This window comes from Leptospira mtsangambouensis, assembly GCF_004770475.1.
GTDB lineage: Bacteria > Spirochaetota > Leptospiria > Leptospirales > Leptospiraceae > Leptospira_A > Leptospira_A mtsangambouensis.
Genome location: NZ_RQHK01000015.1, coordinates 78,709 through 100,698, shown reverse-complemented (window position 1 = coordinate 100,698; position 21,990 = coordinate 78,709). Strand labels below are relative to the sequence as shown.

General features: G+C 39.0%; 17 protein-coding genes. 7 read left to right on the top strand and 10 right to left on the bottom strand.

Annotated features, from left to right (window positions below; genetic code table 11):
* The first annotated feature begins 63 nt into the window (after window positions 1–63).
* On the top strand, window positions 64–1,026 hold the full coding sequence (locus tag EHR01_RS11120; RefSeq protein ID WP_135694858.1) for an NAD(P)-dependent alcohol dehydrogenase: 963 nt from the start codon (window positions 64–66) through the stop codon (window positions 1,024–1,026).
* Window positions 1,027–1,180: 154 nt separating this feature from the next.
* On the opposite strand, the gene trhA is transcribed toward EHR01_RS11120, so the two are convergent.
* The gene (gene trhA / locus EHR01_RS11115; protein WP_135694857.1) at window positions 1,181–2,008 is read right to left on the bottom strand and encodes a PAQR family membrane homeostasis protein TrhA; all 828 of its coding nucleotides are present in this window, start codon (window positions 2,006–2,008) and stop codon (window positions 1,181–1,183) included.
* Between the two features lie 354 nt (window positions 2,009–2,362).
* Entirely contained in the window at window positions 2,363–2,701 is a 339-nt protein-coding gene (locus EHR01_RS11110; RefSeq protein ID WP_135694856.1) for a lipoprotein, read from the bottom strand.
* 159 nt (window positions 2,702–2,860) lie between these two features.
* On the opposite strand from EHR01_RS11110, the gene EHR01_RS11105 reads away from it, so the two are divergent.
* On the top strand, window positions 2,861–4,042 hold the full coding sequence (locus EHR01_RS11105) for a serine hydrolase domain-containing protein (protein ID WP_244310087.1): 1,182 nt from the start codon (window positions 2,861–2,863) through the stop codon (window positions 4,040–4,042).
* Between the two features lie 19 nt (window positions 4,043–4,061).
* On the opposite strand, the gene EHR01_RS11100 is transcribed toward EHR01_RS11105, so the two are convergent.
* Both EHR01_RS11100 and EHR01_RS11095 read right to left on the bottom strand, forming a co-directional pair.
* A complete protein-coding gene (locus EHR01_RS11100) occupies window positions 4,062–5,810 on the bottom strand; it encodes an acyl-CoA dehydrogenase family protein (protein WP_135694854.1) in 1,749 nt (582 codons plus the stop codon).
* 9 nt (window positions 5,811–5,819) lie between these two features.
* The gene (locus EHR01_RS11095; protein WP_135694853.1) at window positions 5,820–7,817 is read right to left on the bottom strand and encodes an oxidoreductase; all 1,998 of its coding nucleotides are present in this window, start codon (window positions 7,815–7,817) and stop codon (window positions 5,820–5,822) included.
* A gap of 125 nt (window positions 7,818–7,942) precedes the next feature.
* Between EHR01_RS11095 and EHR01_RS11090 the strand changes: the two genes are divergently transcribed.
* Both EHR01_RS11090 and EHR01_RS11085 read left to right on the top strand, forming a co-directional pair.
* Window positions 7,943–8,599 (top strand): TetR/AcrR family transcriptional regulator, encoded by a 657-nt coding sequence (locus EHR01_RS11090; protein ID WP_135694852.1) that lies wholly within the window; start codon window positions 7,943–7,945, stop codon window positions 8,597–8,599.
* A gap of 117 nt (window positions 8,600–8,716) precedes the next feature.
* The gene (locus EHR01_RS11085) at window positions 8,717–10,198 is read left to right on the top strand and encodes a hypothetical protein (RefSeq protein ID WP_135694851.1); all 1,482 of its coding nucleotides are present in this window, start codon (window positions 8,717–8,719) and stop codon (window positions 10,196–10,198) included.
* 4 nt (window positions 10,199–10,202) lie between these two features.
* On the opposite strand, the gene EHR01_RS11080 is transcribed toward EHR01_RS11085, so the two are convergent.
* Together EHR01_RS11080 and EHR01_RS11075 are read right to left on the bottom strand one after the other, a co-directional pair.
* Complete coding sequence (locus EHR01_RS11080) at window positions 10,203–10,862, bottom strand: TetR/AcrR family transcriptional regulator (RefSeq protein WP_135694850.1); 660 nt, start codon at window positions 10,860–10,862, stop codon at window positions 10,203–10,205.
* A 94-nt stretch (window positions 10,863–10,956) separates the two neighbouring features.
* Window positions 10,957–13,110, bottom strand: a complete 2,154-nt coding sequence (locus EHR01_RS11075) for a neutral/alkaline ceramidase (RefSeq protein WP_135694849.1) — start codon at window positions 13,108–13,110, stop codon at window positions 10,957–10,959.
* 423 nt (window positions 13,111–13,533) lie between these two features.
* Here EHR01_RS11075 and EHR01_RS11070 point away from each other — a divergent pair, with 423 nt between their 5' ends.
* The gene (locus EHR01_RS11070) at window positions 13,534–15,645 is read left to right on the top strand and encodes a cellulase family glycosylhydrolase (protein WP_135694848.1); all 2,112 of its coding nucleotides are present in this window, start codon (window positions 13,534–13,536) and stop codon (window positions 15,643–15,645) included.
* Window positions 15,646–15,647: 2 nt separating this feature from the next.
* Here EHR01_RS11070 and EHR01_RS11065 read toward each other — a convergent pair whose 3' ends face one another.
* Window positions 15,648–16,484 carry an NAD(P)H-binding protein gene (locus EHR01_RS11065; RefSeq protein WP_135694847.1) on the bottom strand — a complete coding sequence of 279 codons (837 nt, stop codon included), beginning with the start codon at window positions 16,482–16,484 and terminating at the stop codon, window positions 15,648–15,650.
* 54 nt (window positions 16,485–16,538) lie between these two features.
* Complete coding sequence (locus EHR01_RS11060; RefSeq protein WP_135694846.1) at window positions 16,539–17,312, bottom strand: helix-turn-helix domain-containing protein; 774 nt, start codon at window positions 17,310–17,312, stop codon at window positions 16,539–16,541.
* Between the two features lie 252 nt (window positions 17,313–17,564).
* Here EHR01_RS11060 and EHR01_RS11055 point away from each other — a divergent pair, with 252 nt between their 5' ends.
* Together EHR01_RS11055 and EHR01_RS11050 are read left to right on the top strand one after the other, a co-directional pair.
* The gene (locus EHR01_RS11055) at window positions 17,565–18,548 is read left to right on the top strand and encodes an LLM class flavin-dependent oxidoreductase (RefSeq protein ID WP_135694845.1); all 984 of its coding nucleotides are present in this window, start codon (window positions 17,565–17,567) and stop codon (window positions 18,546–18,548) included.
* 131 nt (window positions 18,549–18,679) lie between these two features.
* Window positions 18,680–19,708, top strand: coding sequence for an extracellular catalytic domain type 1 short-chain-length polyhydroxyalkanoate depolymerase (locus tag EHR01_RS11050; RefSeq protein ID WP_135694844.1), 1,029 nt, complete (start codon window positions 18,680–18,682; stop codon window positions 19,706–19,708).
* Between the two features lie 44 nt (window positions 19,709–19,752).
* Here the strand turns inward: EHR01_RS11050 and EHR01_RS11045 are convergent, their stop codons facing one another.
* Both EHR01_RS11045 and EHR01_RS11040 read right to left on the bottom strand, forming a co-directional pair.
* Window positions 19,753–21,039 carry an alanine racemase gene (locus tag EHR01_RS11045; protein ID WP_135694843.1) on the bottom strand — a complete coding sequence of 429 codons (1,287 nt, stop codon included), beginning with the start codon at window positions 21,037–21,039 and terminating at the stop codon, window positions 19,753–19,755.
* Between the two features lie 72 nt (window positions 21,040–21,111).
* Window positions 21,112–21,822 (bottom strand): hypothetical protein, encoded by a 711-nt coding sequence (locus tag EHR01_RS11040; RefSeq protein WP_135694842.1) that lies wholly within the window; start codon window positions 21,820–21,822, stop codon window positions 21,112–21,114.
* Window positions 21,823–21,990: the final 168 nt, after the last annotated feature.

Below are 21,990 nucleotides of genomic sequence, written 5' to 3'. Positions count from 1 at the left end.
CAGTAAATAAATTTTGTTGACATACTTACAGTGTAAGTCCAAATCCTAACAGGAGTCAACTCTTTGAAAGTAATTGCTTATAGAAATTATGGACCACCTGAAGTTTTAAAACTGGAAGAACGGGAAATCCCAACGCCAAAAAAAAATGAAATCAGAATCAAAATTTACAATACTGCAGTCAATTCTGGTGATTGGCGCATCCGCAAAGCAGATCCTAAACTGGCAAAATTATATTTTGGAATTTTTAAGCCAAAACAGCCTATCTTAGGAATATCAATCGCAGGTGTAGTCGATTCTTTAGGCAAAGATGTAACAAAATTCAAAATTGGGGATAAGGTTTTTGGATCCACGGGAATGCGACTAGGAGCTTACGCAGAATATACTTGTATACCTGAATCCTCTGTCATCCTCCGCCTTCCTGAGGAAATAAGTTTTTCGGAAGGTGCTTGCCTATCTTTTGGTGGATTGACTGCACTTGATTTTATTCAAAAATGTAATCTTCAAAAAAATCAAACTTTCATTGTTTATGGAGCATCCAGTTCTGTGGGAACGGCAGCGATCCAATTGGCAAAACATTTTGGTGCAATAGTAACAGCCGTTTGTAGCCAAAAGAACTTTGATTTGGTAAAATCATTAGGTGCCGATTTCGTAATGGATTATGAAACCTTTTTATCAGAATCACATAACAAAAAATATGATGTTGTATTTGAGTGTGTTGGGAAATCTTCCATAACATCCAATTTATTACATCGTTCAGAAGGAGGAGTTTTGGTTTTAGTAGGTGCTTCCTTCAAAGAGATGTTTCAGGCTGCTTGGATTTCTCTCACAAAAGGTATCAATATTAAATTTGGACCAATAGCTGAGACTCTTGAAAATTTAAATATTTTAACTGAACTCACAAGAAAAGGAATCTATAAGGTAGTTATTGATAAGTTTTTCCCACTGGAAGCAATGGCAGAAGCACATCGATATGTGGAAGCTGGACACAAAAAGGGAAATGTAGCAATCAACATAGACAATGATTGAATGCTAATGTAATCAATTTCGCAAAGCTACCACGCCAATTTGGGGTAGCTTTATTAAATCTTTAATTTGTTTTTATCTGAGTTTTTCTTTTTGTTTTAAAAACAATAAAAGCAGTGGATTCTTATACGTCGCAATTAATTGACAAATCTTTTTTTTACTTTGTCACCGAAGGTAATACATAAAACAAAATTGCAAAAAAATGACAAAGACTTCCCGAAAGAACAAATAGATGCCAGATCGCATGATTAAATGGCAGGCTATCCCAAAGATAAAAAATTACACCTACTGTATAACTAAGCCCACCTGCTACAAGCCAAGATATACCTCCCATTCCAATGGCCGTTCGAATGTCTTTGATAACAAAAATCGCAAGCCAACCCATTAAGATATAAACGACAACTCGGGCACCACTATATTTTCCTGGGAACAATAACAGTAATAGAACCCCGGCAAAAGCCAAAATCCAAACTACTAGGAACAAGGTCCATCCCCACTCCGAGTGTTGACGCAAACTAACAAGCGTAAATGGAGTATATGTACCTGCGATCAACAAATAAATGGAGGCATGATCGATTACTTTAAATATGCGTTTTGTTGCTGTGTGATAAATTCCGTGGTAGAGAGTAGAAGCAAGATACAAAAGAATGAGAGTGGCTCCATATATTGCCGAACTCACAATATGCCAAACATCTCCATACAAAACGGCCATTGTCAATAAAATAGAAAGACCAGCAATGCTGAGTCCACCTCCAATTCCATGTGTGACTGCATTTGCAATTTCATGTCCAATGGAATATTCATGAATGGTATCAATCAGTTCTGCCGTTGATTGATGAGAAAGGTTATCCTGTGTTCGTAAGTTAGTTGTGGAACTCTCTTGGATGATTTCTTTTTTTTTGGATGAAGTTTTTTGTTTGTTCGTTGGTTTACTAGAATGATTCGATTTTTTGGATGGTTTGATTTTGGATTTTTTCGCTTTCATAAGACTTTCGTTTGTCCAATTTAGTTTCCTTCATTTTCCAACGTCAATCGAAACTCAATGCCGATCGATATGAATGTAGATACTCCTAAAGCAGATTAGAAATTCTCTAATTCTACTCCTTTTGCATTGAGTCTGGATTTGTATTAGCTTCTTAGGTTGTTTTTTAGTTAACTGCAGTGGAATCGGTGAAACATTTCTCGATTCCGTTCATAGTAAAAAATAAAAACTCTGCGCCAAGGATCGCAGCGGAAATCCTTTGCCCGAAGGGCAAAGATTGGAGCGGAGAGCCCGGTCGATTCATCTTTGGATTTCGATGATAGAACTAGATGCGAGGCGCCCCGTCCCAAACAGATGTTATTCGGATGGTTTTTTCTTTTTATCGTTTTTTTTGGCTTTCGCTTCTTTGACTTTTTCTTTCATTTCTTCTTTTTTCTCATCTCGTTTTTCAATACGAGCGGCCTTCATCTCTTCTAAAGTCACTGATCCATCAGCGTCTTTGTCAAGTTCAGTGAAAAAACCATCATGAAATTTTTGCCATTCTTCTTTAGAAACTTTATTGTCACCGTTGGCATCCATTTTTTTAAAATGATCTCCAGCCATCGCATTCCTTCCATGACCGTCGTGGTCATGAGCAAACACAGAAGCCGTCGCGACCAAGGCAACACTTGTTAAGATCGTTAGAATTTTTTTCATAGAAAAACCTCTGCGGTATTTTTGATCGTTTTTTTCCTTTCGTCAACACCTTCATTGAATTTTTTCATTTCCAAATTTTTTATATTCATTCTATTTTTTTGATTTCCAATGATTTACGTTCGTTTATCGTTTCGGAAACATAATCCTTGGATACAAACTGTGAACCAAAAAAAGATTCTGATCAATGTAACACTTTTCCTTTTTTCTTTTACAAACCATCCGATCGATTCAGAACCAACTGAAAAAGAAAACTGTGCAAAACCAATTGCTCTTCGCGATTGGGAAATTTCGAATTCGACCGAAACTGAATTTGATGATACAAAGTTTTGCCAGTTGATAAAAGAAATTAGTTCTGATGAAAGTGAATTTCATTCATTCCTCATCGAAAGACATGGGAAACTAATCGCAGAAGTTTACAATACCAGAGAAGACCATCCGTTTAATAAACGTTATGGTCTCAGATTCCCTTTTGATGAAGAAACAAAATTTGATATTAATACATTACATGATGTGAGATCAGTTAGTAAATCGGTAGTTTCTTTACTTTTTGGGATTGCTATTGATAAAAAAATTATCGATGGAGTCGATACATCTGTTCTTTCTTTTTACCCTGCGTTACCCGTTGCAGTGGATGATCCCAAACAAAAGATTACTTGGAAACACCTACTAACAATGAGTAGTGGACTAAATTGGGAAGAATGGAGGTATGTATTTTTATTTAGTGATGAAACACGACTCCTTTGGAAAAAGGACATACCAAGTTTTGTTTTTGACAGAAAAATATTAAATCCACCAGGAACTAAATTCAATTACAACGGAGGTGGAACATCGGTTCTTTCTGATATTCTAGTTGCGAAAACCAACAAATCATTGAAAGAATTGGCGAAAGAATGGTTATTTGATCCATTAGAAATTCAACACTTTGAATGGGTGGAAGATCAAAATGGAAGAGCACTTCCACATGCAGGGCTTCGATTAAGACCGAGGGATATGTTAAAGTTAGGTAGGTTGGTTTTAAACCATGGATACTGGAAAGGGAAACAAATTGTTCCAAAACAATGGATAAATGACTCACTTAAATTTCAAATCGATTCAGAGGTAAAAATATTTAGAAAAGATGGGAAGTCTCTTGGTTACGGGTACCAATGGTGGCTCGGAGAAACGATCTATTTGGAGAAAAAAATTCCGTGGTCCCTTGCACTAGGGAATGGAGGCCAACTCATTTTCTCCATCCCCAGTTTAGATATGGTAATTGTTACCACTGCTGGTGGTTATGGAGATCCGACCTCCATCCAAAAAATTTTGGACTTAGTTGAAAAAATCATAACAACCGCTAAGTGATCAATTCTATTCTATCGTTTTATCCAAAATTTTGAATTCGATACAAAGAAGATTGGGCGATGGCTGCACTATCAACAACATAAGCCCGGCAATCTTTTTCCCAAGTTTCTTTGACCTTAGAGTCCTTAATTTTGGAAATTGATTTTTCGTATAACAAACTACAGATGTAACGAGTCATTTGGATCATTAAGTTTTCTGCGACTGTTTCTTTTCTTACTTCTTCTTGGATGTTTCGCATCACACGGATGGATTCTTCCAAAATTCTTTCTTGTTCCAAAAGAAACGATGATGGAGTTGGAATCTCAGCTTTCAAAGAATTGAGATACTTTCTGAAATTTCCATCACCTGCCATACCGGCAAGAATAGCACCTGTAGCAATTCGAACATGAATTTGGCTTGTGCCTTCATAAATGGTATTGATTCGAGAGTCCCTAAACATACGAGAGATATCGTAATCTTCTGTGTAACCTGCACCACCAAACACTTGCACTGCAAGATTGGTACATTTATGCCCTTCTTCCGAACTATAATACTTAGCCATCGGAGTGAGAGTGGAAGCAAGTGTAGACCAATACTTTACCTTTTCATCTTTTCGAATTTCTCTATCTTCGTTTCCAGCTTTTTCCATTCGGATTTGATGGTGTTGGTACATATCGATCACACGAGCTGTTTCTAAAGTGAGAAGTCGCATTGCATTTGTTTCCCGTTTGATTTTATGAATCATCTCTGCCACTGCAGGAATTTCACCAATGGGTTTTCCGAATTGTTTTCTTTCGCTTGCATACTTCACACATTCGAAATAAGCAGCAGCTCCCCCACCACAACCACCGGAGGCACTGACAAGACGCATAAAGTTTGTCATCCCAGCTGTATAACGAGTGAGACCAAGTCCTTCTTCTCCTAAAATTTCCCCGTATGTGTTTTCATAGACAATTTCACAAGTGGGAGAAGCATGAATTCCCATTTTCTTTTCGATACCTGCCACAAATACATCTTCACTTTTTACAATGAATACAGAGAGTCCTCTTGCTCCACCTTCCGATTTTCCAGTGCGTGCCAATGTGAGAAGAAGGGCTGGATGGTCACCAAGCCCACAACCTTGTGAGATAAACCGTTTTGTTCCTGTTAAGCGGTAACTTCCATCTTCTTGTTTCACTGCAACAGTTCTTACATTGTTAAGGTCAGATCCATAATCAGGCTCCGTGAGTGACATAGCAAATAAACACTCTCCGGTTGCGGCCTTTGTGGCATAGGTTTCTACCTGTTCAGGAGTTCCAAACCGGTCCACAATTTGTGCTAAGTTGAGTAAGGTAGTCGTCATACAAAAAGCAACATCGGCCCTTGCCATAAGCATCGCATACAGTGCGCCCACCGTTGCCGGGAAAGCAAGACCACCTGCTTCTCTCGAAAGAGAATATGCCATAAGACCTGTGTTTCGAAACTTTTCATAAACCTCGATGGTTTCTTTAGGAAAAATCACCTTTCCATTGGAATACTTTAATTCATTACGATCCATTGTCTGAGATTTTTGGGACACATCGTTTCCAAAAAAATCACCCATTGCTTCCAAACTAGAAGTATATAATTCGAGTGCTTCTTCTTTTGTAGAAGGAGCCATTTCATAACGAGGGTTATTTGTTTTTACAAATGTTTGGTGGTCAAAAAAACCTTCCCCTTCTGTTTCTTTAATGATGGAATCCCAATCAAGAAGTTGGTTAAAAATTACCTGTAAGTCTTCGTCTTCTGAAAAATAGTTATTTGCGATCATGTTTTCCTCCTAATGAATGCTATGCGCTGCTTCTAAACCTTCTAAAAATGCTCGTTTGGCATCGATATTTTTTGGATCTTTTGCCCCACCAATCACAATGGTTTGTTTGTTTGGGTATTTAGATTTGAATTCATCTAATACAGAGTTTTCTTTTTCCTGGCCTACACATAAAATCAGTGAATCACAAGGATACAAAAACTCTTCTCCATTTTTTAGTTCCACTTTTAAACCTTCTTTTGTGACTTCTTTGTATGTAAGGCCTTGGTAAAACTCCACTCCCACAGACTCTAACTCTTGTTTGAGGGCCCAAAATGTTGTAGGCCCAAGCCCTGCTCCGTGTTTTCCATTCCTACGAAAGACAGCCACATCCCTGTGTGCTTTTTCTTTCTGAACTCCAGCATTGGTAAAGGAACTGATATTGTATTTTTTATCATAGGAATTTAAAGTAGGATCTTCTTCTTCCGTCAATCTATGGGCCACATCCACACCAATCCCTCCTCCACCAATCACCGCTACACGTTTTCCTGGTTTGAATTTTCCTGTAAGATACTCAGTATAATTTCCTGATGGAAGATTTTCTAGTCCTTTTAAAGAAAACTCACGTGGTTTCACACCGCTGGCAAAAATAGTCACATCGGGATTTTCTGTTTCTAACAATGTTAAGGTTGCATTTGTATTCAAACGAATCTCAACTCCAAGTGCAGGAAGTTCATTGGCAAAGTATCGAATGGTTTCTTTGAATTCTGACTTACCTGGAATGTTAGATGCCAATTGGAATTGACCACCAAGGACATTGGCTTTTTCCACAAGAGTGACCTTGTGGCCTAGGTTTGCACTGGCACGTGCTGCCTCAAGCCCTGCAGGCCCTGTTCCAATCACGAGAACTTTTTTAGGATCTTTGGTTTTAGGTTTCGAAAATTCTAATTCATGGACCGCTTCTGGGTTCACAATGCAGGAAACAAATTTTTCTTGGAAGGCATGGTCAAGACAGGCTTGGTTACAGGCCACACAAGTGTTGATTCGGTTTGACATTCCGGTTTGGAATTTTTTGACAATGAATGGATCTGCCAGAAATGGTCTTGCCATTGAAATGATATCTGCCCTGTTTTCATCAAAAACTTTTTGCATCGTGATGGGATCATTTACTCGGTTCGATGCAATGATAGGAACTCCAGTGACCTTTTCCTTGATCCGACTTGCTATGGGAACCCAAGCCCCTCTCGGAACCAGTTGGCTAATGGTAGGAACTCTAGATTCATGCCAACCGATACCAATATTCAAAGCAGAAACTTTTTCATCCCGCAAAACTTGCGCTAGCTGAATGACTTCTTCAAAGTTTGGGTTTCCTGGAATCAGATCAATCCCTGACATACGAAAAATAACAGGAAATCCTTCCGGGAGTTGTTTTTTCACAACACGAAGGACTTCTATGGAAAAGTTCATCCGGCGAATTGCATCCCCGCCAAAATAATCATCTCTCTGGTTGGTGACCGGAGAAAAAAACTGGTTTAATAAATATCCTTCGCTCCCCATAATCTCAACGGCACCAAACCCACTTTCTCGTGCGAGTTTTGCCGCCACTCCAAAGTCTTCTATGGTTTTCCAACACTGGTCTTCTGTCAGAGCTTTTGGCACATAACGATTGATTGGTGCACGAATGGCAGACGGGGCCACACAATTTCTATCCGCAGCATAACGACCTGCATGAAAAAGTTGTGCACACATGGTTCCTTTGCCTGAGAGGAGTTCATTCATTCGTTTTAATTCATTAAAATGTTCTTCTTTCTGGATGTTAAAAAAAGTCCGAGATCCTTTCCCTTCCTCATTCACACTGATCCCACCGGTCACGATAAGACCCACTCCCCCGTCGAATCGTTTGCCATAAAAAGCGGCCATCCTTTCAGCTGTGCCGGTTTCTCCTTCCACACCAAGATGCATGGAGCCCATAATAAAACGGTTGGGGAGGGTAAAATTACCAATTTGGATCGGTGTAAATGCTGGATTCATTCTGACAATTTCCTAGTTTGAATTAATTTACCATTGGTAATATTTCGAATTTTGAAAGCAAGTCCTAAAATTACCACCGGTAATTAACACTAGTCATTAAAAGAGTCTGAACAAGAATTGGGGAAATGGCGATTTCGAGAAAAAAAACCATACCAAAAAAACCGAAGGCAGTAGGCCGCCCTTCAAAAGAAAATGGAATGAATGTGAAAGAAGCATTGGTCCAAGCAGGTTTGGAACTCCTCGGAACCACTTCTCTCGAAGATATCTCACTCCGCAAAGTGGCCGCAAAAGCGGGAGTGAGCCATGTCGCCACCTACCACCATTTTGAAAATAAACATGCTTTGTTTTCAGCCTTAGCCGAAATCGGATTCCAAAAGTATTTTGAAACTTATCAAAAAGAATTAGAAAAAACTGACCAAGACTTTAAAGGAAGATACAGAGCCCTCGGTTGGACCTACTTCCAGTTCATTATGGAAAACAGGCAGTTCGCAAGGATTATGTTTGGTGGAACTGGAGTGGATGCAAAAACCCATCCAACATTGCTGGCTGTTTCCAGGAGAACCTATCGCCAGTTACATGAGATCATTCGACTGGGCCAATCTTTGGGTCATTTAGAAAAAGGAAATACCAGAGAAAAAACCTTAGCTTCTTGGGCGATGATTCACGGAATTGCTATGTTATTTTTAGAAGGCCGATTGCAGATGAAAAACGACCCGAAAGAAATGGAAAAATTCATCCAAACGGTGACAGAATACGCTTACGTTGGAATGAAATCCGTATAACCCGGAACTTTCAGGTTAAAAATCTACTCCTTTCTTCGAACAAACTGTCCATTCTAAATTGATATATTAATTGCCTGATTGACAAAATAACATAACTTACACAACTCTGGTTGTGTTATGCGAAAATATAGAAAATACGGAAGGGTTTCTTTTCTATTTGTTTTCGTTCTGATTTGTTTTCAATTCCATTGTTTGTTAAACCCAATTGTTAGGGAAATTTTGGACCTCGATCCAACCAAAAAAAATGACAAACTAAAACAACTTGGTTTCCTTTTGGGACTTTATGGGAGCCCAACAGCGGCCATCACTCCCTCTCTCGGGAATGTCATTCTCGCTAATACAAAAATTCGAATCATATTCAGTCGGAGTATGATTCCAGATTCATTCTCTGCAATTCTTGGAGTTAACCTAACTCCCGTTTGGTCAGACACTTACGTTGCCAATGACACTGTGGATCTTTCGGGTTCCATCCCAGTCGGAACTCATTCCTTCATTTTGGATGCAACAGATTCACTTGGAATTCATTTATCACCTATCAGCGGCAATTACACTGTTCTTGCTGCAAATACCAATTTATATTATGTAAGTCCTTCTGGAAATGATGGAAATTTAGGAACGACTCCGGGGAATGCAAAACTCACAATTACTTCTGCCATTACAGGAGCAACTCCACCAGCGGCTGTTTTTGTTTCGGAAGGGATTTATCCTGTGGACAGTGGACTCGGAACTCAAGTGAATCTGACAAATAATGTTTCTTTATACGGTGGGTTTAGTTCTGGATTTTTAAATCGTAATTCTAGTGTTTACGTTGTTAGGATTATAGATACAGCAACGGCAAACGCCGATTCCATCGCGGTCAATGCCGGGGCTACGATCACAACCTCTACAGTGGTGGATGGATTTACCATTAGAGGTGCATCAAATCCGAATGCTCCTACAGCATCAATTGCCTTCAATTGTTTATTAGGATCGCCCTCAATCACAAACAACAGATTGGAAGGAGGTGTCGTCAGTAATGCTATTTCAGTCGCTATTTTTCTTTCCACTTCTTCGGCATTCATTTCCAATAATACGATTCAAGGGGGAACTTCTTCTGTCACAAATACTTTTGGAGTCGTAGCCCAAGATAGTTCTTCGCCAACTGTGGTTTACAATACCATTTATGGTGGGGTTGCCAATGGTTCTTCCCACGGAATTTATAATTCGCCTCATGCAAATACGCCGACGATTGTTAACAATACAGTTGATGGCGGTATTGGAAATATTTCTTATGCATTTAACACAAGCCATCCTTCCAATTCGGTTGTCACTGGTAACATTCTGAATGGTGGATCAGGTAATACCAGTTATGCGATATATCATGGTGCAGGCGCCGGTGATGTCGGGAACTATCAGTTCAACACACTTTTTACTTCAGGTGGTTCCATTCAGTATTGTTTGTATGAAGATGGAGGATCAAGTCCGATTAGTTTTAATGGAAACAGGCTTTTCGGTTGCCAAACCGCACTTTATTATGATCAAGGATTTAACCCCATAAACAGCATAACAACTATTAACGGGGGGACTACTGGCGGACCTACTTATTCAGGTAATTACTAAATTTTTACTTTGGTTTACAAACTTCCGGTAAATAGTTTTTTAAATAGGAAATTGTTGCTTTTTTAGTTTCACTCACCATCCAAGTTGTGAAGTCACCATAGGTTCTGTATGAATGTTTTAAGAGTGAATCAGCAATCGAAAAAGCAACTCCGAAGATTTGGTCTGTCTGTTCTAATTCAGGCAATTCAAACCTGTCCATAAGCCCGAGTTTGGCAAGGTTTGCTAACTTTGCATCCAATTCCTGGCCCACTTGGCGCATCTCAGGGTTACTCATTCGATACCCATAAATCAATCGTGGGAAAGCCCTTTCTTTATTGGTTACTTCTACCGCAACATCGATCGATCTTTCAATATATGTTTTCCAGGAATCAAAGGATTCTCTTTTTAATAACAAAGATTTTTCGATAAGGCTTTCTGAATGCAACAACCGAATGCCATGGAAAATGGCTTCCACGTTGGGGAAAAAATGATAAGCAGATGGCCTCGGGATTTTGGCTTCTTTGCAAATGTCTGCAAAACTAATCTCTTCTGGAGATTTTTCCCGAAGGAATTCCAAGGCAATTGTTAACAATTGTGTGCGTCTGTTTCTTCCCTGTTTGCTTGTGAACTTGAAGGGCCTGGAAGCAAGGTCTGGGGATAAGGATGCGTCTACCAATTTATCCATATTACGAGCCTTCTAGAAAATCTTACCCAGTCAATCTCGTTGTAAAGAAAATACCTGACCTTTTTTAAGGGTCAGGTGAGTGGTTGTTCAGATATTACTGCACTGTGAAATTGTTTGTGACCCCTTGGTATGCACTGATCGCTCCAGTCCAACCAGATTTCCAATGGCCCCGATGTCTGAGTCGGTAGGTTCCTGCAGGAAAGGAGGTTGTATTCCAAGAAACATTAATTTTGGAATAGGCAACCCCATCTCGTTGCCATCGGTATGTTGTGGATGGATCGTAATCCCTTGCTACCACTGACCATGTCGATCCGTTTTGTTTTTCCACATCCACAAAGCTACTTCCGATGAGCATGTTATTTTTCGGATGAGCTCCCCAGAAGACAGCATTCACAGTGGCACCACTGCTGTATGATGCTGAAGGTTGGGTAAATACCGTTCCGAAACTTTTAAAGAGGGGAACATCATCAAATACAACGCCAGTTTGGAAAGTTGCCTGGTAATTGGTGAGGTCCGGTGGGATGGGGCCTGCAGGAGAAGTTGACCCATTTCGCATAGCGCTTGCTAGCTTTCCGAATTCTTGTTCATAACCGAGTAAAGTGTTCGGTCCAAATTGAGTGGAAGCTCCTTCATATTGTTGTGAAGAGTATTCTTCTCTTGTTGTCAGATACGAAGTATAAGAATTGGATAGTCCTGCTACGACTGTGTATTCGTTTTCCAAAACATTTTTTACGAGAGAACGAAGCCTTCTGCCAGCCATAGTGGACACTTCGGCAGGAATGGCAAGAATCGCCAGGTTTCCAATTTTTATGATCTGCATCGGAATCACTGGTGGAGTCCAAGGATTGCCATCAAAACTTGCCACACCTGTAGGAATGAGGACAGGTTTTTCTGCATGACAAAGTTTATATGCTTCGCTCACGGAAGTGGGCCAAAGAACACCAAGGAATCCGCCGAGGAAACTTGCTTTAAATGCGTCCGCAGTATTTGTATTCCAATCAAGGGAATCCACCGTGGTTCCTTCATCAAAAAAGTCTACAGAGACCGCATTATCTTCCACACTCCCGGCAGAAAATGAAGCACCCATTCCCGCAGGGCAAGTAGTGGTTCCCAAACTGCTGATATAAAGGTTTGAAAAGTTAACATACGTATGTCTAAAGTCAACAGAACCAGTCAACTGGGTGTTGGCAGAAGAATACAATGATTGTGCTTTGTTTAATTGTTTTTCTGCAATAATCTTTTGACGTGCATAATCATTCACTCCATCAGCAGGTCCCCATAGGTTTGGAGTTACATCACCAGCATTCGATTGAGCAAAAGCTGCCACGAAGGTTTGGGTTGCAGAATAGTTTGCACTTTTTGACTTTTCAAATAAATAAGAAGCAAGTCCCTTATTATCACCGCCAATCAACTTGTTAGTTGGACCAACATTGGTTGGGTGTACAGCAAACCAGTTGACCATTCCTAGTTCTCTACCATCTGCCGCTACTAGTTTCAACAAAGTCATTGTATGGTCTACGTTCGATCCATAAAAGTTCCTTTCACTAACTGGATTTTTATCGTAAGCAACGGCGGAACGATTTTTACTAGCATCGGTTAGGTTTCCTTGGTTGATATAGACATTCCCAGGAACTAGATTTTGGTGAGCTAATTTGATAGAACGATAAATTCCATCTACAATTACGTCATAGTTTTCTTTGATAAAACCTGCTGTGGTTGCATTGTATAAAAAATAATGGGAGTAACCACCAGGACCACTATGCGTATGAGTTGCAGAAAGCAAAACATTGGCTTCATTGTAATAAGGAGAAAGTTCTGAATCCAAGGCAATTTTTTTACTCACTGCTTGTTTGATCGATTGAAAGATCATACCCAAATCAGCACTGACAAATACCACTCGTTTGGAAGCATCGCCAATGATATAGGCTCTTGACCAAAGTCGCATATAAATCCCTTCTGTTTTTTGCGCACTTTCGGCAAATCCCATCATCCCTACTTCTGCAGCAGGGCCCGTGATGTCATACATTCCTGCACCGACTAAATAGGGCGATGAACCTAGATTTGGTGCCACTGCCCGGTTCACACCAGACGAACTCACCAAATCCGATTGAGAACTCTCACTCGCACCTGCGCTGACAAGCCCAAGAATGGGGGATGGGGACGGTTTCTGGTCGGAACAATGCAAAACCAGAAAACTGCAAATCATGGTAAAACCCAAGCGCACTCGGGATTCTCTTTTGGAATTCATATACTTTCTCCGAATCTAAATTTCTAAATAAAACAGTTTTTCGCTTGGGTTTCCTCTCAGGGCCAAGGCCGATCCAAAACCAAATTCGGTTTATAAGTCTAAACAGTGTTAAAAATATGGCAAGAAATTTAATCGACATATGTCGATTTTTATAGAGCAGTGTTCAGGTTTCCGCTACAAAGAAAGAGTAAATTCCCCAAGAATTGGACAGATTGGAAAGAAAATGGGATGTAATTGGGTGTAAAATTCTCCTGGGGGAAAAAGGTAAGTCACTTTCTTTTTGCAACCGGGTGAATTATCCGAATTTGGATTTCTCTATTGCATATTTATGGAAATTTAGTGTCAAATTTTTTAATCGACAAATGTCGGCTAGCGTGAGGCAACTGGCCAAAGCCATTCCCAAGGAATGCCAAACGAGGAATTATGAAACCAAACCGGAAACTAAAAACCCTAGGCTCTGCCCTTACCCGCTTTTTTTTACTCAGCACTCTTGCCTGTGCTCCGGCAAAAGATTCCGAGTCAAACATTCTCGCCTTACTATCATCAGGTGGAGATAGGCAACCGGGAAACACGGAAAACCATTCCTTGGGATTAGCAAAGGCAACCACAACTTTAATTTCTCCACATAGTTTGGATTATAGTCTTACATCCCAGGAGAGGGAAATTCTGATTTCGGAAAAAACAAACAACCAGTTCACAGACCAAATTTTTGTGGATGGACTTGGACGTGAGGTCAGTTTCCGAGGCTTTAATATTTCGGGGAATATGAAACTAGCACAACATGGATTCAAACCTTTTGCCAATGAATCTGACGCTGAGATTGCATTTACCAGGCTCGGAAAAACCACAGGTTCAAATATCATTCGTTATACGATCGCTTGGGAAGGAGTCCATCCTGCTGTGGACACAATCGATTATAATTATTTAGATGCTGTCATAAACCAAATCAAAAAAGCAACTGCCAAACGAATGTATATCCTTCTCGACTACCACCAGGATTTATTTTCTCGCCATCTCTTTAATAAAAACTCATGGCATACTGGTAACGGCGCACCGGCTTGGATCACAAAAGGTGGAAGTTATCCCACCGAATACTGCGGATTTATTTGTGCCAGTTGGAGCCAAAACAATTTAACAAATGAAGCAGTGCGGCGAGCCTTTCGTAATTTTTGGAACAATGCCCCTCTCTCCACAAATTCCGGAACAAAAAATATGCAGACAGAGTTTCTATGGCAAATCGAAAAAACATCAGCCTATCTCAAAGAAAAACTAAGTGCAGAAGAATTTTCTTACGTACTCGGACTTGATCCATTTAATGAACCAGTGGACGGGGGAATGGAAGGATTCACACCTGCCCAGTGGGACAACCAAAAGTTATGGCCATTTTACAAGAAAATCCGAGCCATTTTAAATCAAAATGGTTGGGAAAACAAATGGGTATTTGCAGAACCACTTGTTTTTTGGAATACAAACATTGGTTCGGCGATTGCACCCGCAACAGGAGGTGGTCATTTACTTTCACCACCAGGCCCTGGATTTGTTTTTAACTCTCACTTCTATGATGCTGGTCGTATGGGAACAGATCTGACAGGAATTGATAACGCAACGTATTTCAAATATTTAGATGAAATCAGAAAGGAATCTAGGTTTTTAAAAATTCCCGCGTTTCTCAGTGAATTTGGAATGTGGCTCAAGGGCACAGGTGCAAAAGACACACCAAGAATGATCAGTGCTGTTTACCAAGCGATGGAAATTTCAGATGGGAACCAAAGTTCTAAATCTAGATTCGCCGATTTTTACAATCCAATTGTATCGGGAACCCAGTGGCACTGGGATTATTATTACAACAACCATGCAGAATATATGAATGGAAATCCGAATAAACTTGTTACCACAAAAGATGCATGGAATGAAGAAGATTTCTCTGTGGTAGGAAATTATGGAACTAGTTTCAACTTAAATAACCATACCATCGAACGCGGTTATCTACGTAAGTCACAAGGCCGGATCATCAGTAGTCACTATAACACGGTTGGATATGATACCTGGAACAATGTATTTTCATGGGCCGCAATCAAACCTGGAGATTTGGAACCAAAATACTTTGTAGGGAAACGATTTCAGTTTGTTATTTGGAAAGGAAGGTTTTCGGATGCACCCACAGAGATTTATCTTCCTTCTCATTTTGATCCGACAAAGGCAATCTTAGTTTCCGAAAAAAAAATCTATAACCAATCATTACCAACAAGCCCTAACCAAGAAATCAATGAAGCCATCATCACTCCCGATCGAAATCGAGAGGTTGGTTCGGGAAATATTTTACATGTATGGGATGATTTGGACTTAGATGAAAATCCAAACTCTTCTTACCATTATGTTTTAATTGTAGATGGGGGAAGCACGTCGTATTCCTTACAAACACTGATGGAGATCCAATCCAAACTCAACAAGCGGGTTCTCTTAGAACAAAAAAGTCCGATCTATTTAACTGGAAAGATGACATACGGCGGATACCCCGCCGAATCATCAAATTAAAGTTAACTGACTCTTTCTGGCATTTTCCAAATTCCAGATTTGGCAGTTTCTTTGGCATAGGTTTGAAAATCTTTTGGTTTTCTGCCTAGTGCCAGCTCCAGATCGCTTACGACTGATTCATTTCTTCCATCAAGCACGGTCCGAAACAGATAATCGATTAACCATAAAACATCTTCTGGAAGTCCAAATTCCTTTAAAGTTAACAAATAATCATCTAATGGAAGTTCTTCGAATTCTATCGTTTGATTTGTGACTTCTGCTATGGTTTTGAAAACATCTTTAAAACTTACTAGTTCTGGACCTGTCAGCTCATAGAGTTTATTTTTATGTTTGTCTGTGACAAGAGAGGCAAAGGCAAGTTCACTTAGATCATCCAAATCCACAAAGGGTTCTTTGGCTGCTACCTTAGGAAATAAAACTTTACCTTCCAAAATTGGTTCGAGAAACATCCCTTCGCTAAAATTTTGTAAGAACCAACTCGACCGAAGGATGGTCCATTCTAAACCTGAGTTTTGTACAACTTGTTCGCAAGCTTTTGCTTCAGGTTCCCCTCTACCTGATAACAAAACAAGACGTTTCACTTTGTTTTTTTGACAAACTTGCACAAAAGATTGGATCGCCTTCAAAGAAGATGGCACTGCCAAATCTGGTTGGAAACTAATGTAAACCTGATCGATTCCTTGGAGGGTCTCTTCCCAGTTTTCTGGATTTTCCCAATCAAAGGATGGTTCCGCCTTTCTTGATCCCAACCGAACTGGATAATCCGCTTGTTTGAGTTTTGATAGGATTCGTGATCCAGTTTTTCCACTGGATCCAATGATAAGTGTTTTTGGTTTCATGTAACAAAGAATACAAGAAACAGGAAAAGAAAAATTGGACAAACCCGACAGGGTTTAGATTTTTTCTCTGAATTGAAATGGTTTTTGTTTGGTAAAGGATTTAAATTGGCGGATAAAATGAGATTGGTCCGAATATCCACTAACATACGCTATATCGGTTAAACTAAATTTATTATCTGTATTTATTTCATTTAAACTAGATTGAAACCGAATGATGGTTGAGAACTGTTTTGGGGTAAGACCTACATAGTTTTGGAATCGCCTTTGCAGTGTTCTTTCAGAAAGCCCAAGTTTTTTGGATAACTTCCCGATTTCACAGTTCCCTTTTTTCTCTAAAATTTCTTCGATACAAACATACAAAACCGGATCTGGCCGAAACATCTTTCCTTTTTCGAGAATAAAATTCAGTAATGCCTGGGTTGCCAAAGAAGAAGAAAACTCTTTAATCGCCAAACTAAAATTAGGTTCAAAGTCCCACTCAAACTTAGGGATTGTCCAACAAGAATTGGTTAGCTCAAGAACAGGAATGCCCAAAGCTGTTTCGACCACTGCAGGGAGGAGTTGGACCATCACAAAGAAAAAAGGACCTTCAATCTCAATTTGTATGGGATCAATGGTCTGCCCATAAACAAATACTGGATCCATTACTTTGGATTCCGATCCAACAAAAACCGTCACAGGTTTTTCGGAATGAAAAAATACAATTCCAGGAAATCCATCTGCATAAAAAGGAAGTTTATGTTTCTCTCCATGATTGGATTCAAATACAAATACAGTTTGGACGAGAGATTTTTCCTTCGGACTTAAGTTAGGGTTCCAAACTTTCATTCAATCTTAATTCAAACTATCTTACGGCATACCTTTGATTCCTAACTTCTCATGAAAAGAACTTGAAAAGAGAAAACCTTGGTCTGCGAATTACTTAGACTTCTATTTTAACTCTTTGGAATGTTTTTTTATCAATGAACACCACAAATTAAAATTTCACATAACAATCGAATTTATCTTTTTTTCTATAAAACATGATTTTCCTTTTTTACCCATTTACACGTGAGAGAGCAAAAAGGGAATGTGTTCTTAATGGCAAAATTTTCAATTCTCGATTTAGTTTTTATCAATGAAGGAAATACCGCAAAAGAAGCTCTGGCGAATTCCGTTCGAGTGGCAAAAGTGGCAGAGAGTTTGGGTTACCATCGTATTTGGGTTGCTGAACACCATAACTTCCCATCCATCGCAAGTGCAGCTACCTCTGTTGTCATCGGTCATTTAGCAGGACATACCAAAACCATACGCATTGGCGCCGGAGGGATTATGTTACCAAATCATTCCCCTCTTGTCATTGCAGAACAATTTGGAACCTTAGAAAGTTTATATCCTGGAAGGATTGATTTAGGTCTTGGACGTGCTCCCGGGACTGATCAACTCACCTTACGCGCGTTAAGACGTGATGCCATGAGTGCACAATCATTTCCTGAAGATGTCAAAGAACTACTCGCTTATTTTGAAGATGATGATCACCAATTACAAATACGTGCTATTCCTGGAATGGGAACTCATATCCCTGTCTGGATATTAGGTTCTAGTTTGTTTGGAGCTCAACTTGCAGCAATCCTTGGGCTTCCCTACGCCTTTGCTTCACATTTTGCACCGGGTGCTTTGATGGAAGCCATAAGTATTTATCGAAAACAATTCCGACCTTCCCAGTATTTGGACAAACCTTATGTAATGGTGGGAGTGAATGTGATTGCAGCAGATACAGACAAAGAAGCCAAACATCTTTTCACAAGTTCCCAACAATCCTTTACTCGGATTCTTCGAAATATGAGAGGTACTTTTCCACCTCCCATTGAAGACATCGATTCCTATTGGTCTCCACAAGAAAAACAAATGGCGACTCAAATGTTATCTTATTCTGTTGTTGGTGCACCAAACACAGTGAAAGCGGGTATTCAAAAAATTTCAGATGAGACAAAAGCTGATGAGTTAATGACAGTTACCTCTATTTATGATATAGATAAAAAAATTAGGTCCTTAGAAATTTTGGCAAATTTGGAAATTGAGTGAAAAAAAAATGAGACTATTTCTTTCATTTTTTTCTTTCCCTAACTTACTATTTTTGAATGGATATACGTAAAAACACCTGGAACTTTTATTAAAATTTTCAGGTCGTATCTTGCCATAACAAGGAAACGTTTATGAAACAAAAATCTAAATTCTTTTTGGTTTTGTCTTCCATCCTCCTCATTTTTTCAACCGCTTCTTGTTCCCGCGGTTGGTTGCGTAGTAAAATCCAAGAACGTTTCCAAAAAAAAATGGAAGAAAAACCAGCACCAATTGCTTCCAACGATCTCAGCCAAAAAATAGAAAGTCCGGGTGATTATACATTCACTTTTCCTTTTGATGGAATCCCTCGATATTACAAAGTACATGTTCCAAAATCATATTCACCTAACAAAGAAACGCCTCTCCTATTTGTTTTACATGGAGGTGGTGGTGATATGGAAATCCAAGCTAAAGAAGAATATTACCATCAAATTTCCAAATCGGAAGAAAACGGACATATCGCCGTATTCCCGAATGGATATAGTAAATACAAATCAGGAAAAATCGCTACATGGAATGCGGGGAATTGTTGTGCAGAAGCTCGTGACAAAAAAATTGACGATGTTGGTTTTATCAAAGAAGTATTAAACAATACCACCAAACAATTGCACATCGACAAATCCAAAGTGTATTCTACTGGGATGTCCAATGGAGCAATGATGACCTATCGCCTTGCATGTGAAATGACAGATAAACTTTCAGCAATCACAACCGTTGCCGGTACTGACAATACAATCTCTTGTAATCCTTCCAAACCAATTTCTGTATTGCATATTCACGCAAAAGATGATGATAAAGTTCTGTTTTTTGGTGGTGCTGGCAATAGCTTTAAGGATAGATCACTTGTTACTGATTTTGTTTCTGTTCCTAAATCGGTAGACAAATGGGTTCAATTCAACCAGTGTAATCCTACACCCAAACGTGTCTTAGATGAACCAGGTGTCACTTGCGATGAATACAATGAATGCAAAAATGGTGTGAAGGTAAAACTTTGTGTCACCGAATCAGGAGGGCATTCTTGGCCTGGTGGCAAAAAACCTTCCCTTTTCTTTGGATCTGCCACACCATCAACAGCCATCAAAGCAAACGATCTTATGTGGGAATTTTTTACCGGCAAATAAAGCTAAACCTTACATTACTCATTAGTATGCCAACCGTTGGCATACTAATTGATAAAACACTTCCAAGTTCCAATGATTTTTCCCTTTCGTAAAAGAACCACTTCGCCCATTTCAGCCATTACTTTTTCACTTTGGGTGGGACGAAAAAAAACATAGTCATCTGGTTTTAAGCCAGTCGCCAAACTTCCGTTTAAGATCCCTTGGTTTGTACTAACACCATAAAGGCTATTGTCAAAAAGTCCTTGGGGAGATTCTTTTTTTGCAAGATAAGCACCTCCATAAATAAAATAAGTCACCTGTAAGTTAGGATTCCACAAAGGAAATAAAAATGAAATGGATTCTAAAAAGGGTATCGTGGTTCCTTCCAATCGTTTCAAAACAGGAGCTGCAATAAAAAACGCAGGTTTGTGTTCTACAAGTGTACTCACATCAAAATCTGTCGGCATCACGAGTGCGGAACCAACAGATACATCATTGACCACATTTTGATTTTTTTGATAAAATCGATACGTTTTACTTCCTCCACCATTCAAAAGTAATTCTTTTGCAAACAAAGATGGAAATGATTCTTTACCAGATTGAACGAATCTTTCATATTTTTTCAATGAGTATCCTATCTCTTTTTCTATCGCCTCATTCTTATCACCTAATAGATTTGGAACGGAGGCGACATGTGGCTCGTATCCCATAAATCCACCAAACTCTAAGTATTTCTGATGGTTTTGAAAGATAGAAAGAATTTGATTTGTTTCCTTTGGATTCACAAATCCACCCCTGTGAAGGCCAATATCAATCTCCAAAACAAGGTTGAGTTTTATATTCTTTGATTTTGAAAACTCCAAGTATTGCTTCATCCTTGTTTCTGTATCAACCAACCAGTGAATTTTTTGGAATCGATCAACTTTTGTTTTTTGATAAATATCTTCTAATGCACGCACTGGCATCGGTTTTCCAAGAAGGATATCGAAGGAAGAAAACTCAGGATTGCCTAGTAACATCACCAGGTCACCTGAGTGAAAAACCATAAGACGATTTGTGTTTGTTGCTTTAGTAATATAACGGAGGAGATCCAAAGATGGAAGTGACTTTACAACAATACGATAGTGTAAAGGTGGTGGTATGTTTTTCGAAAGTGTAGATAAATTTTCATCCAACCGATCTAAGTCCAAAAGTACAACCGGTTTTCCAAAACCATTAGATTTCAACTCTTGGTTTAGGGCAAAAAAATATTCTTGATAAGCGGAACCTTCATCCTTCGGTCTTAAAAAAGATAAAACGACGAGTCCGATCAGTAAGAAAAGCCAAAGGCGGGATCTACGAGTTTTGAACATATATTTCCAGTATGAATTGATAAACAATCGTATGTTTGACAAAATCAATTTGCCAAACATACGAATTCGAAATTATTTTTCTGTTAGATAACTCCAAGGAGTTTCTGCAAAAGATTTTTTAGAATCTTCTTTGAATTCTTTTATCTTTTCTTCATCTTTTGTAAAAGAAACAAGTGTTCCAAGTAAATCTACGCTGAAAAAATTACCGAATAATCCTGTTTTTTCCAACATTCCTGGTTTTAAAATATTTGCGTAATGCTTTTGAATTTCATCTGCTTCTGCAAAATCTTTGTTTGTATCAACAAGGAAACTTCCCATATATGCTAATTGACCAGCAGCTACTTTTGTTTTAGATTTTTCTGCTGTTTCTTTATTAGTAATCACTGTAAAAATAGTTTTACCACCACCGGAAGAAGTAGTCACTGTTACGTTACCACTAGTAGTAGAAGAAGTTTGTTGTGCTTGTTGTTCAACTTCGTATTCAAAAGCGACAACTACATACTCACCTGGTTCAACGTTTAAATAATAAATAACTCCACGATCTGACCAGTTAGATGCAATGACCGGAGTTTTTGTAATTAAAGTCTGGCCAGGATTTACTTTTTTATCAACACGTACAACATGAACACGTGAAGCAGATTTACTTCCTAAAAATTGTTTTACGCTTACTTCAACAGCCAAAACTGAGCTGTCTTTTGCTGCGGGATTTTGTGTAGGGATAGATTTACATCCAACTGCGATGAAGATTAAAATCATCAACGGGAATAACTTGTTAAATTTCATAAGAGTTCCTTTTTTTAACTTAAGAATGATTGGGCTATCAAATCACTTGTGGTAGAGTTGTAAATAGAAAAACTTCTGCCCGTTATACGAAGAAAAACACCTATATTTCGTTATTGCTCACTTCTGGTTTTAGTTACTTTTGTAGCATTTTGACTTAAGTTATATCAC

Bases quoted from the DNA above. Each gene is read 5' to 3' on its own strand.
- trhA (WP_135694857.1), bottom strand. From the start codon at position 2,008: ATGAAAGCGAAAAAATCCAAAATCAAACCATCCAAAAAATCGAATCAT.
- EHR01_RS11110 (WP_135694856.1), bottom strand. From the start codon at position 2,701: ATGAAAAAAATTCTAACGATCTTAACAAGTGTTGCCTTGGTCGCGACG.
- EHR01_RS11100 (WP_135694854.1), bottom strand. From the start codon at position 5,810: ATGATCGCAAATAACTATTTTTCAGAAGACGAAGACTTACAGGTAATT.
- EHR01_RS11095 (WP_135694853.1), bottom strand. From the start codon at position 7,817: ATGAATCCAGCATTTACACCGATCCAAATTGGTAATTTTACCCTCCCC.
- EHR01_RS11090 (WP_135694852.1), top strand. From the start codon at position 7,943: ATGGCGATTTCGAGAAAAAAAACCATACCAAAAAAACCGAAGGCAGTA.
- EHR01_RS11085 (WP_135694851.1), top strand. From the start codon at position 8,717: ATGCGAAAATATAGAAAATACGGAAGGGTTTCTTTTCTATTTGTTTTC.
- EHR01_RS11080 (WP_135694850.1), bottom strand. From the start codon at position 10,862: ATGGATAAATTGGTAGACGCATCCTTATCCCCAGACCTTGCTTCCAGG.
- EHR01_RS11075 (WP_135694849.1), bottom strand. From the start codon at position 13,110: ATGAATTCCAAAAGAGAATCCCGAGTGCGCTTGGGTTTTACCATGATT.
- EHR01_RS11070 (WP_135694848.1), top strand. From the start codon at position 13,534: ATGAAACCAAACCGGAAACTAAAAACCCTAGGCTCTGCCCTTACCCGC.
- EHR01_RS11065 (WP_135694847.1), bottom strand. From the start codon at position 16,484: ATGAAACCAAAAACACTTATCATTGGATCCAGTGGAAAAACTGGATCA.
- EHR01_RS11060 (WP_135694846.1), bottom strand. From the start codon at position 17,312: ATGAAAGTTTGGAACCCTAACTTAAGTCCGAAGGAAAAATCTCTCGTC.
- EHR01_RS11055 (WP_135694845.1), top strand. From the start codon at position 17,565: ATGGCAAAATTTTCAATTCTCGATTTAGTTTTTATCAATGAAGGAAAT.
- EHR01_RS11050 (WP_135694844.1), top strand. From the start codon at position 18,680: ATGAAACAAAAATCTAAATTCTTTTTGGTTTTGTCTTCCATCCTCCTC.
- EHR01_RS11045 (WP_135694843.1), bottom strand. From the start codon at position 21,039: ATGTTCAAAACTCGTAGATCCCGCCTTTGGCTTTTCTTACTGATCGGA.
- EHR01_RS11040 (WP_135694842.1), bottom strand. From the start codon at position 21,822: ATGAAATTTAACAAGTTATTCCCGTTGATGATTTTAATCTTCATCGCA.